The following is a 13684-nucleotide window of genomic DNA, read 5'->3' as shown; positions in this document are numbered from 1 at the left end:
GATTTTTTTGATTCCCTTTTATATAAGGAACAAATCTGGTGATAAAGGCGAACGCTTCGCTTCTCTAGATTGCTTCTGCAATCTCCGTTATGGTGTAAGAGAATATCGTTTAACTATTCTTGGCCGTGGCAGTGTTTATACTTTTTGCCGCTGCCACATGGACAAGGGTCATTGCGGCCGATTTGGTCGGACACTTTTACCGGACGCTTCTCAGCGGGTTCACCACTCGTTGAGATTTGACTATCTTCCACTACGGCCTGACGTTCCTGATTGCTCTCGATTTGCGCTCTCATCACATAAGTTGCCACTTCTTCCTGGATCGAAGCGATCATCTGATGGAACATTTCGAAGCCTTCAAATTGGTATTCGCGCAGTGGATCTGTACCGCCGTATGCACGAAGGTGGATACCTTGACGCAGTTGATCCATCGCATCAATGTGGTCCATCCATTTGCTGTCGACAGCACGGAGCACAACGACTTTCTCAAACTCACGAACCATCTCTTCACCGATACGTTCTTCACGTGCATTGTACTTTTTCTGCACTTTATCAAACAGGTACTCGATGATTTCTTCGGCTTCCTTGCCCCACAGCTCATCTTTGGTGATCGCACCATCATCCAGCAATTTGCTGTTCATGTAGTCTGCCACTTCCTGCAGTTCCCAGTTCTCTGGAATATCGTCACTGCAGTGTGCTTCAACAATGCGTTCAATGGAAGGTTTGATCATATCCATAACGATCTGTTTGATATTTTCGGATTCAAGCACCTCGCGGCGCTGTTTATAAATAATTTCACGTTGTTGGTTCATGACATCGTCATATTGAAGAACGACTTTACGTACGTCAAAGTTATTTCCTTCAACACGCTTCTGCGCCGACTCAACTGCACGGGTAATCATCCGGCTCTCAATCGGTTGGTCCTCTTCAAAGCCAAGACGCTCCATCATGTTCAGTACATTGTCTGCACCGAAACGTCTCATCAGCTCATCACCAAGTGACAGATAGAATTGAGTTGAACCCGGGTCACCCTGACGTCCTGCACGTCCACGCAGCTGGTTATCAATTCGGCGTGATTCGTGACGCTCTGTACCGATGATATGAAGACCGCCCACTTCGGCTACGCCTTCACCCAAGATAATATCCGTACCCCGTCCAGCCATGTTGGTTGCGATCGTTACCGCACCTGCTTGACCAGCACCTGAGATAATTTCTGCTTCTTCCGCATGGTACTTGGCATTCAGCACCTGGTGTTTGACACCACGGCGTTTCAGCATGTCGGAAAGACGCTCGGAGTTCTCAATCGACACCGTACCCACCAGAACCGGTTGGTTTTTGCTGTGACGCTCCACGATCTCCTCAACTACTGCTTTAAACTTGCCATCAATGCTCTTATATACAACATCCGCCATATCATCCCGTTTGTTCGGACGGTTGGTTGGAATTTGCAATACTTCAAGACCGTAGATTTTCTTAAACTCTTCTTCCTCGGTTTTCGCTGTACCTGTCATTCCCGCAAGCTTGCGGTACATCCGGAAATAGTTCTGGAATGTAATCGTAGCCAGCGTCATGCTCTCGTTCTGTACCTCGATGCCTTCCTTCGCTTCAATCGCCTGGTGCAAACCATCGCTGTAACGACGTCCAGCCATCAAACGGCCCGTAAATTCATCGACGATCATGACTTCTTCTTCGCTGACTACGTAGTCGACGTCACGACGCATAATTACGTTTGCTTTTAGCGCCTGTACGATGTGATGGTTAAGGGTAACATTGGCGTGGTCATACAGGTTTTCAATGCCAAATGCTTTTTCTGCCTTAGCCACACCGCCTTCAGTCAAGGCAACGGATTTCACTTTGATATCTACTGTAAAATCTTCTTCCGGTGTCAGACGTTTCACGAAACGGTCTGCTGCATAATACATATCCGTCGACTTCTGTGCTTGTCCGGAAATGATCAAAGGCGTACGCGCCTCATCGACCAGGATGGAATCCACTTCGTCAATGATACAGAAGAACAGCGGACGTTGTACCATTTGCTCTTTGTAGAGCACCATGTTGTCACGCAGATAGTCAAATCCGAATTCATTATTCGTTCCGTACGTAATATCGCAAGCATATGCATGCTGTTTCAGCGCATGGTCCATACCGCTTAGGTTGACCCCAACCGTCATGCCCAGGAATTCGTAGATTTGTCCCATCTCCTGGCTATCACGCTGTGCCAAATAGTCATTGACCGTAACGACGTGTACCCCTTTGGACATCAACGCATTCAGGTAGACCGGGAGGGTTCCCACCAGGGTTTTACCTTCACCTGTTTTCATCTCGGAGATGCGGCCCTCATGCAAAGCAATACCACCAAGCATCTGTACGTCATAATGACGTTTGCCCAGAACACGGCGGGATGCTTCACGTACCGTTGCGAATGCTTCTGGCAGAAGCTCGTCCGTTGTTTCCCCTTTTTCGATACGGGCACGGAATTCCTCGGTTTTGGCTTTCAGTTGCTCATCAGACAACGCCTGAAATTGTGGTTCCAGTTTATTGATCACATCGACCGTCTTCATCAGACGTTTAACATCACGTTCGTTCATGTCGCCGAAGATCTTTTTGACAAGTCCTAGCATGGTATACTCCTTTCGTGCAAAACAGAATAGACCCCCTGCTGCCGCCATGCGACACCATCGGATGGATGTACATCCACTTGCCCGGGGGTGACAAACGATATAAAACATTAATATGGATGAATCAACTCCAGGCTTGGCGAGGGTTACTCATGAAGCTGATTCGATATTCACAGGATTCGCTCTTCCTATATAAGAGCAAATCCAAACCTTACGAATCATGTTCATGGTGCTGTGCCTGTCATTGATTATGATTACGATCATTCGTTGACAATTCCTCATCAGGACAATGATTCTCTTGCATAAATTGTAACAGTTTGTAAGGGTCGCCGCAACACGCCGCGGCACACTTCTTTGAACTTCCGAAGCCCCTTCGTACACGTTTAAGTGCAAAAAATCATAGCCGTTAGCGGAAGCCTTCTCTTTCACTGCTATATTTTCAGATCATATGGTCAATTCAAAAAAATGTTCATGGTAAAATTGGAACCTTTTCTCAGTTTACTGAGTCTATCATAAAACTCCGTTATTTACACATTAAGAGTGTAAAAGTTCATCTTTTGGGTGGGCAGTTATCCTTCTTTCTACCTCTATTAGACGCAGCTGCATGGGAAATAGTTTCATAAAACTTCCTTGCACAGATTTTCCCGGCTGCATCCATGCAGAAAAGAGCCCTATCCCGTATGGGACAGAGGCTCTTGTTAGTTTGTTCATTTAATCATACAGGATACTAAATTGTCTTCCTGTAATCCATTTTTCGTAAGTACTCATTTTAACCTTTAATGGGTCATTCAGAGTCATCGTACAAAGGTGATTAACCTTGCTCGATTAAACCATATTTCCCATCGTTCCGTTTGTACACAACGCTGACCTCTTCATTCTCAATGTTGGAGAATACGAAGAAATTGTGGCCGACCATGTTCATCTGGAGGATTGCTTCTTCCACGTCCATCGGTTTCAACATAAACCGCTTGGTCCGTACCACTTCAAAATCATCATCATCCGTATCCACATCCAGTTCAGCAGTAGCTACTGTACCTGTCGGATCTTCAACGAAGAGGGTTTTCAAGCTGCCTTCCTGGCGGAACTTCCGGTTAACTTTCGTTTTGTGTTTACGGATCTGACGTTCCAACTTGTCCACCACAGCATCAATGGAAGCGTACATATCGTCGCTCTCATCTTCAGCGCGGAGCACAATGCCTTTCAAAGGAATCGTCACCTCAACCGTATGCAAGCCTCTCGTCGTGCTCAATGTAACAGCACCGTCAGAGTTAAGGGGTGCATCGAAATACTTCTCGAGTCTACTCAACTTTTTGTCGACATAATCTTTCAAAGCATCGGTAACCTCGATTTGTTGACCTCGAATACTTAAATTCATAGGGCACTCCTCCTTTTCCTTTGCCACTTCATTATAACACGAATGTAAGCGCCATGTAAAAACTCCCGGTGACCGAATCAAGACATCTGTTCACGCCACATCAGCCCACCTAAGCGTAACGCCATATTTCGTGATATTTCATCATAATTAGGCGAAATCCTGTATTTACAAAATTTTAATATTAGGCGCTTGATGATGTAATTAACCGTTTTCGCCATCCCTCAATCTTGTGTGTAATATCTTAAAATGAATCTATTAGAAAAACAAAAAAAGACCCCGGAAAACCGGAGTCTATTGCTAGCGATAATTCAATTGGCATCTAACCATATATGTAGGTCGGATTGTCCGGATGATTATAATTTGATTACGTTAGCGGCTTGAGGTCCACGTGCGCCTTCGACGATGTCGAATTCTACGGATTGACCTTCTTCCAAAGTTTTGAAGCCTTCGGATTGAATTGCGGAGAAGTGTACGAATACGTCGCCGCCATCTTCAGTCTCAATGAAACCGTAACCTTTTTCTGCGTTGAACCATTTTACTTTACCTTGCATGCACTAACATTCCCTTCGTCATCAAATGAAGTGAAGCTCTGGCCAAGACCTTAGCCCACAATTCAGACTATACCATCCAGACTTATCCATTGTCAATTGGTAAAGAAAATGTTTTATTGGTATTATTTTGTAGAAAAATGTCACTTTTAAAATAAATATAATTTAACAGAGAAAACATTGTTAGAATATCTAAGGAAGACAGGGTACAAATTCTTCACCTTTTTGTACTTATTCCTATAGAATTCAAGTGGATTTAACCTCTTCACAGAGCAGATGGAACTCCTCTAATGTGTTGATAGGAAACAACTTCGGGGCAAATTCTTCAAGTTCCTGTTTACTATATTTTAGAAGTATATTTATTACGCTCGAAGAAATAGGTCCAAATCGTTTTTCGATATATAATAGTAACATATCTCTGATTGCCTTTACCTCAGATTGATATCTTATAATCTCACTCTCAATATCAATAGAAGATAAACTATCCGTATAAAATCCACCAACATTCATAGCCACATATTTCTTGACATGCTCCATATCATTAATTGTATGTAGCACAACCTCAACTCCAAGAGATTTTAATTTCCTTCCAAAATCGGAAGTATATCTATCAGGAAACATGGTTACAGCTCCTATAGGTTTACCTTCAACAAATCGAATAATCTCATCATCTGAAGATTGTGTTGCATATAATGAGTATATGTAATTAGGGAATGGGAATATCCCCTCAATAATTGAATACATTTCCTCCGAATAAATTTGTGGCACAATGCGCATAAGGACTTCGCACCTATTTGGTTCTGCAGCCGTAACGATTCTCTTAAATTGTTTTTTTATCGTTTCCGGCTCCAGATACTTGGTATCAGTTATGAGGTATACATCAGGAGTGCTAACCATGAGTTCGTAGATGTCTGTGATTGTAAGCGGAGTGTACTCATTTAACACCTTTAGTTCTTTAAATTGCTCCGACGACAAGGGCTGTTTCTCTTTTATTCCATCAGGTCGTTGTTGCATCAAATGACCATATAAGTAAGCCTGCCAATCAAGTCTGGCAACCAATTCCTGATCCGAAGTCAACTCTAAATCTATTTCAAAATTACGATGTCCTCTAACTTTGTAATTCCACTCTATCGCTTCTTTACAATTTGTATAATTAACCCCTTGGAATTTACCACCAGCACGACTTACAACGCTAAAATGGTTATTACTATATCTCAAATTGGGAGGTATCGCTTTAAATAAACTACCTTGCATGTATATTGTTGAGAACGTGTCGCAATTAGTCGTGGATATTTCGGTCACTTCTTTCCAACTCACAATATTCATACCACGAAGATTCATACTTTTTTCAACATCGTTAATCATTATGCTGCTATAATTACCTGCATTTGATCCGCCACTTTTTATCAGTATATTTTCACCACCTACTTGCCCCTCCCAACTTAATTCTTCAGGAGAGCATTCTTCATGCAACACCTCATAGCTAGCTTCATCAGTTTTGCGAGCCAACCATATATAGCTACAACGGAGCTTACTTTTATCAATTAATGTAATCCCTAATTTCTTAACTTCTTCTAAGGTTATCTCTTTAATTTGCTGGCTACCGTCATCTTTAATTGAAATTATAACATACGACCCGATTTCAACTTCCTCCAGATATTGTGGTAAAGATTTGCCTTGTGCAAGCTCAACATTATAATCATAGCGATTAAATTGAGGTATATAGATGCTTGAATAAAAAAATATAGGATTCCTATTCGTTTCTAGGTTCAGCATAGAAAAATTTCCAATCCATATTTTGTTTTTCCTATAAAACTCACTAATATATGCTGCATATGTTAAGCTAATCTGATTTTTAGTATAAACTGATGCCGGAATGTAAATTGCTCCATCATCCAAGTTCGAGAAGTCTAGTTCAACATTCACAATTCCGCCTCCTCTGGATATCCACAATATATTGTATTATCTTCATAAACACTAACAAATGTATCCACCCTATGAACTCTTTTGACTTTAGAATCCATCAGGTCATATACTACAACATTCATCCCGCGTAAATCAGGAGAATATTCCTTCCCCTCCACTCTTATACTTGAAACATTCCCACTGTTGTATCCCGCACTCTTAATTTCCAAATGAATCGGCACTGTAAACCCCTTGATTTTGTGACCTGGCTTGAGCGTCTTAGATATTACATTGTCAGAAACTTCTTCATAAAGACTAATATAATCTCGCTCCCCCTTCTTCCAGATCACGTTAATGTAACTCGAACGCAGATATTCACGAGTCAACTTATGAACACCGTAATTTGCAAGTTTTTCTTGCCATTTATGATTTAAAGCTTGAGAACCGTCGTCCTTGACGGATAGAAATATTAATGTAAACGGAGCAACCTCGCTGAGTATGTCTGTAAAACTTCTCCCTTTTACCACTTTGATATTATATCCTTTCTTCCAGAGTAACGGCATTAGAACAGGATCATCAAAGTGTATTGTAGGTCGTTCTACTTGAAAATCAAGATTACTTTCCTTAACCACAGTTACACCTTTACTCCTACAACCCCCCTCAAATTCCTTGTATCCCTCTGCAGCTCGATACCATCGTGGGTTGAAAACAATTTTAGACTCTAACTTGAGATCACCCTCTAACAATTCATACCAATCCGAAAAAATAGCTGGGTTACTCTGTACGGAGTTGTCATACACTACTAAAGGCTGTTCTTCTTTTTCATCTAAACTTATTGGAGTATGTTTTTTTTTACTTTTCACTGAAAAAGAGACCAGTAAGGAAATCCACATGAGAGCAAAGGCTGCAGCAATTATATTCAAATTAAGTAAAAGCATGATCCTTAACCCCCATCTACTGCTTCACTTTTAGTAGCCCTATACATTCCATTATTCACTGTTGTATTTGAATATGTGTCAGCACGAACCGATTTTAATATTTTTGATGTCTTCATATCTACAACCACAATATTCAAGCCACGCATATTTAAACTATAGGGAACACCATTAACATTGATTTCAGAGCGATTTCCAACAAGTGCCCCCTTACTAATAGCACTAAGATTAAAAGGAATATAGAATCCATTAAAGAACTGATTTTTATTCAAATGAAGTTCCAATGCCGTAATTGACCCTTCTTCAAAAAATGAAGTAAACCCCTTATTCTTATAGATCAGATTAATGTAGCTAAAGCGGTAATTAAGACCTTTTTTCAATTTTGATATTCCAAATTTTTCGACCTTGCTGTGATATGCCTCATTAATTTGATTAGAAGCATCATCCTTGGCAGTAACTACAATACAAACATCATCAGGCAAATTATCTAGGAAACTCTCCAATGAGATCGATAAGGCATGATCAACAAAATATCCTTTATCTCGTATAAGATCAATGTACTGAGGGTCTTCAAAAAAAATATCTTTAATATTATTTTCAAAATTGATTGTTGAGAAAAACTTAACATTACGATTTGTTTGTTTAAAATAATATTTCTCAAGGTTGTGCAGAACTGAAGGATTATCCTTTGTTTGTCTTGTATAGATCATTTCCAGGTTTCTGGACACTGGTATTATGATAGCTTCATGATCTGCGATGGATAAGAGTTCTTCTAATTTAGAATTGAGATCTATTACATACCCATCGTCACCCTCCTTCTCAGATTGGTTACCTATAAGAAGATCCCCTGTGATCAGATACTCTGACTTAATAATTTGTTGTTTGCTAAAATCAAATTGCTTTTCTTTTTCTCCAGATACCGGTAATATCATTCTGTTTATTTTACGATCAAAAAAGGTGCTTTCACTATAATTTCCAGAGGAAGAAGCGTAGCAGAAAAAATCCTTGGATACAAATGATCCCAAAGGAAACTGTATTAACGGGATTGTTCTGTTCGGAGATGATGTAAATAAACTTTCTCCCATTGCATAAGAGATTTCTGGTAGTCCCATTAAATGAAGCAAGGTTTGACTTATATCCAATGTGCTACCAATTTTAGGCGAAGAAAGATTTATGACCTGATCCGGATCGGCTGTTGATAAAATAAAAGGTACTTTAGCCGCTCTTTGTTGATTAACAGTCTTCAAAATGTTCATTTGCTCAAATTCTAAGATGTCAAATAACTCTGGGAGATTCTCCAGTGTTACTCCCTCATGATCCCCGTAAAAAGCAAACACTGTGTTTTTGTGTAACCCTTCCTTAACTAACTGATTATAAAAGTGCTCTAGTGCCCGATCAGTATAGTTGGCACTCTGATAATATCGAGACATGAAATTAGTCTGATCCTTTTCTAACTTCAGCCCCCAGTATTTCTGTTCCAATTCAAAAGGAAAATGTGAGGTTAAACTTATCATAAATGAGAAAAATGGTTCTTTCATGTTTTTAATTTTATCGACAGATTGTTTAAAAAAAGAACTGTCAGACATCCAGGTAGAGGCCCTTTCTGAAGAATTGAAATCCTCTTCTGCATAGAAGGAATCAAATCCGTGAGTTTTCATCATAATTCTTCGATTATAAAAATCGCCTTTAAACCCGTGAAGTGCCGCGGTCTCATAATTATTTTCCTTAAAAATATGTGCTAGACCACGGTACTTCTTATCAAAGTGTTTAAAATTAATAATCTCATTCTTCAATGGATATAACGAATGCAAAGCCGCAAACTCCGCATCGACAGTATGTCCCATAGCAAATTGGCTGTATACTTCTGTAAATTGTATATTTTCACGAGCCATGCGATTAAGAAATGGCGTTACTTCTTGACCGTTAACCTTGTGATGAATAAGGAACTGCTGGAATGATTCTAATTGTATAAGAATCACATTTTTACCCTTCCACTTTCCGAAAAACTCATCTTTTTGTCTTTCTTCCTTTTGTTGCGATTCTTCGAAATTCGTATCATGATCCTTTTCTTCTTCAAACATTTTAAATAGGTTTTCGTGCTGTTCCTTCCTCTTCTGCTCATTCAAATATGCGAAATAATAAGAAAAGAACACACCAAATAAGTAAGGATTAACTCTTCCTTCTTTAATCTCCCTGTATTTAAGACATGTAAGGATGATAAGTGAAACTAACACAATATTTATCGCCACAATGCTATAAACTGAAATAATAACTTCTGCCTTAAAAAATATGATACCTGTCGCAGTGATGACATAAACAAATAAAAGAATCAAATCAACAGATTTCATTAATCCTTTGAGTGCCTGAACTAACATATCTCCGCCTGCGGCAGTAGTTTTGTTCTTTGAGAAAAACTCCTTTATCTGGACCCAAGGAATCAGATGTCCGAAAAAACGAACATGAATTAAATTAATATAATAAAGCAAACTAAAAAATGAAATCACAACAAGCAGTGAAACCTTACTCAGTTGGTAAACAGATTCAGATAACAATCCTATCAGTAGGCTCATAAGTAGTATATGAACCCATGATAGAGTTTTGTGGCCTAACGCTTTATTAATCGTTAAATTCCAAGAAAAATGCCAAACAAACACTAAAACAGAAATGATCAAAGAGGACATATACATTCCCTTTCTCTAAACAAACTTCTTCACAACGTCTGGCTCAAAATAAACTTCAGCATCTAGAGGTAGCCACTGTATTCTTGCAAAATTAAGATCCAACTCCGGTTTTTGTCCCGATCTTATAAAGACTTTCATCCCTTGCTTCAAGCACTGTATAACATATGGAAACCATTTACTTTGTCTTACATTTGGACCGATTACAATCTCAATTATCTCATTTTTTGAATTACCTGCTGAATTATGATCCCATTCCACTCCTTGTTCCTGAAGCAACTCTTTAACTACATCTTTCCAACGTTTTTTCCAAATATCTTTATTAAACGCTTTGGAGACTTCAATAGCATTCTCACCAATTTTTTTCATTAGTTCAGGGTTATCCAAACAAGTTCTTACAGCTTTCTCAAGTGAAGCTTGGTCTGGGTGAATCAGCAACCCGTTATGATGGTCAATAATGATATCTGTGAGCCCACCTACCCGGGTAGCAATTACTGCATTCCCCGTTGCACAAGCTTCTAAACAAGATAGACTGGTACCTTCACTGTATAGGGTGGGGATCAATACAATATCTGCTTTCTTATACACAGCGTGCATATCCTCAGGTTCACTATGATAACAATATATTCTTCCCGTCCATTGCTCCATCTTGTCATATATTGCTTGCAAGTCTTCAGGAAATCCTTTTCCTACGAAATGAAACTCTGCATTAGGATAATCATTTAATATGTTATCAACGATAGCAAGAGTGATATATAAACCTCGTGGTCTATAAAGCCTTCGCGGATATACAATTCTTATTTTCCCATCTTCTTTCCTCTGCACCGGAAAGAATTCAGTTCGATCCACGTAATTAGGTATTGTTTCTATTTTTAAGGAGGTGCCATATGAAACGGTTTGGAACCAATTAGCTGTATTAGTATCCACTGATACAACTTTTTGCAGATCATTTGCACTCTGAATATATCTCTCATTAACATTCCAGAACTGAGTACCATTTTCAAACTGGCTATGCGGAGAGTCCCACGCAACCCCGTGACTGATCCCTATACTAGGATGTGCTATATTAGGATAGGATTGAAAAAAAGCAGAATAAATATTCAACATGGAATGCCCTTTAGCCATATAATCAAATCTCCGACTAAAAGATAAGAGATTTTCCATGGTGAATTCATCCATATCTAGCATTTCATGGCCTAAGCTATACACATCTATATCCTTGTATTTACGGTACCATGAAAAGTTTCCATATTGATAAATGTTCAGTTTCAACCCCAAATCTTCACACACCTCATGAAGGTCTACTAGATAGCGTTCCGCTCCACCTGAATAATAGTTTTCTCCTTTGTAATCCAAAAATGTAGCTGCAAATACATTAACTTGTGTTTTGTCATAAACCCTATTAGCAAGAACGGGTAGAAATGCTGGTATTTTCTCTAAAACATCCAAAACAGTCGACGTTCTTTGGTTCCACTGATTTTCTCGGGCAATCTTGCGCAAGTGATGGATTGCGTTCGATTCCATTCTCCAAAACGAGGGTTCCAAAGATACAAACTCATCCGTATTCACTAAAGTGATACCAGGTCCCTCGTACTGCAATACTTCCGCAATAGGGGTAGTAATAATAGGTTTACCTATTGCACAGTATTCAAAAAATTTTACAGGGGAAACCGCATTTGTAAGATCATTTACCAAAAAGGGTATAATCATTGCATCAAAAAATGTAGTATATTGCTTCAGTTCTGAATATGGTTTTGGTCCCAATAGATGTACATTTTCCGGGAATTCGATCTCAGTCAGGCCGCAATAACCAATCAAAATAATTTTAATATTTTTCTGATTCGCCAATTTTGATATGAGTTCAACGTCAAACCATTCTTCAATTGCACCATAATACCCAATGATCTTGCTTGTTCCATCTATTAAAGGTGATAGATCTTCAGGCATAACATTTTTTTGATTTGTTATAACAAAATCTTCAAAATTCACAGCGTTAGGTAGATACACTGCATCTTTGCGTTTAGAGACATATTCTGATAAGGCTTGTGCTGAGTACGTAACAATATCAGCTTCATATAGATTTTGATAATGTGCCGCTAACATACCTTTATCATAGAACGAGAAAAAATCAACCCGATCTAAAACGTCATACCAAATTGTTTTATGAGGCAAATGCTCAATCCAGGCATTTTGCATCAACCAAGAATTGAATACTAACACATGATACGTTTGTAGCGCTTGAAGCAGATGACCCTGATTGGATATAACATACATCCCCTCTTGCTCCTTATGTATGTCAATACTTTGCGATGTATCGCAAAAGAAACAAAGGTATCCTCGCTTAGCCAAATCCAACATCATTTGCTGTGGTCTTTGTACTGGATTCCAATGTACAGCATTAGGGTACACTACAATCCCAGTATATTCATATTTCTGTATAATCTTAATTATTTGAATTGCTTCTTCAGAGATGGGAGACTCAACAACTGTTTTATAATATTTATACTGCGCATTATACTCTGTATAATATAACAAATCATATTTTGCTAGCTCATAATTTTGAGTAGTCACTCTTTCATTCAGCTGCTCGATAGCTGCTTTCTTTTCAATGACAGTTATTTCACGGTTTAAAAATTCCGAATTCAAGCTTTCCAGTTTCATCTGCTGATTTTCTTTAATAAGTTCCATCTGCTGTAAAGCTACTTGCACACTGTTAATTTCCTGACGAATGATTGAGTATGGTTTAGCACTGTTTTTATTTATCATGATTGAAGGACTCCCCAAAAATCATTTTAGTCAACACTTCATAGGATCCTTCACAAGGTTTCCATACCATTGAATCATTTCTTGAGAGAGTGTATCTCTTCCACCTTCGATTAGAGTACGTAACCATATCCGCAACTTCGAGCAACTCAAAATGTTCCATTTTGGAAGTTGCTTGTCCCCCCCACAATAAGTGGCCATCATTACATATGTCATACCAAATATACTTTTTGTCAATCAAATCTAACAATGCTGTTTGCTGTACAGAATTCACCAATATTAGAGGTACGATGTCTATTGATTTTAACCAACTTAATAGTTGAACTTCGCTTTTATATGCATAGTTATTTTTTGAAATGCGCTCAACATCATTTTCTATATCCCTTTCAAAATGAAAACATACATACTCTCTCTCAGCCAAATCCTCCATTAGTTCACTAGCTCTCTTTATTTGGAAATCCAATCCATCCAATGAGATAAGGACCTTCATAAGTTTTTCATTTTCTAATCCAATTAGGTTAAAACATTCAGGGTCAACCGATTCGTATGCTGCTTGATAATAACTCTTTCTATTTAAATAATCATTTTCGAATGGAACCTGGGATCTAGCATTATTTAAAGAAATTTCCATACTATCAATCTGAACTTGTAATATCTGCAATTCCTGCATATAACCATTGATTTCCAGATCAATGTTGGTTAAATTCTCAAGAATCGCTTCCGTTTGCTTTTCTAGTTTAAAAATATCGAATGTCTTTTTTTTATATACAGATTTCAAATTTTCTAATTGAATCTCCAAATGTTCCTGATTTAAACGTTCATCTCTGATAGCATCAATATTCATTTGATTAATCAACTAACTTAC

General features: G+C 38.7%; 8 protein-coding genes. All 8 read right to left on the bottom strand.

Features of this window, described 5'->3' with window-relative positions; translation table 11 throughout:
• Positions 1-113 precede the first annotated feature (113 nt).
• Positions 114-2618, bottom strand: a complete 2505-nt coding sequence (secA, locus tag HP552_RS06200) for a preprotein translocase subunit SecA (RefSeq protein ID WP_175394701.1) — start codon at positions 2616-2618, stop codon at positions 114-116.
• 808 nt (positions 2619-3426) lie between these two features.
• Positions 3427-3990 carry a ribosome hibernation-promoting factor, HPF/YfiA family gene (hpf, locus tag HP552_RS06195; RefSeq protein ID WP_095291396.1) on the bottom strand — a complete coding sequence of 188 codons (564 nt, stop codon included), beginning with the start codon at positions 3988-3990 and terminating at the stop codon, positions 3427-3429.
• A gap of 353 nt (positions 3991-4343) precedes the next feature.
• Positions 4344-4541, bottom strand: coding sequence for a cold shock domain-containing protein (locus HP552_RS06190; RefSeq protein ID WP_024631599.1), 198 nt, complete (start codon positions 4539-4541; stop codon positions 4344-4346).
• Positions 4542-4784: 243 nt separating this feature from the next.
• Positions 4785-6464, bottom strand: coding sequence for an interleukin-like EMT inducer domain-containing protein (locus tag HP552_RS06185; RefSeq protein WP_175394700.1), 1680 nt, complete (start codon positions 6462-6464; stop codon positions 4785-4787).
• Positions 6461-7381, bottom strand: coding sequence for a hypothetical protein (locus HP552_RS06180; protein WP_175394699.1), 921 nt, complete (start codon positions 7379-7381; stop codon positions 6461-6463). Before HP552_RS06180 ends, HP552_RS06185 begins: the two co-directional genes overlap by 4 nt.
• A 5-nt stretch (positions 7382-7386) precedes the next feature.
• Positions 7387-10059, bottom strand: coding sequence for an LTA synthase family protein (locus HP552_RS06175; RefSeq protein WP_175394698.1), 2673 nt, complete (start codon positions 10057-10059; stop codon positions 7387-7389).
• Between the two features lie 15 nt (positions 10060-10074).
• Positions 10075-12822 carry a glycosyltransferase gene (locus HP552_RS06170; protein ID WP_175394697.1) on the bottom strand — a complete coding sequence of 916 codons (2748 nt, stop codon included), beginning with the start codon at positions 12820-12822 and terminating at the stop codon, positions 10075-10077.
• Positions 12812-13675 carry a hypothetical protein gene (locus HP552_RS06165; protein WP_175394696.1) on the bottom strand — a complete coding sequence of 288 codons (864 nt, stop codon included), beginning with the start codon at positions 13673-13675 and terminating at the stop codon, positions 12812-12814. The genes HP552_RS06170 and HP552_RS06165 overlap by 11 nt, the downstream gene beginning before the upstream one ends.
• Positions 13676-13684: the final 9 nt, after the last annotated feature.

The organism is Paenibacillus xylanilyticus (assembly GCF_013359935.1).
Lineage (GTDB): Bacteria > Bacillota > Bacilli > Paenibacillales > Paenibacillaceae > Paenibacillus > Paenibacillus xylanilyticus.
This window is presented reverse-complemented; position numbering and strand designations above follow the sequence as displayed.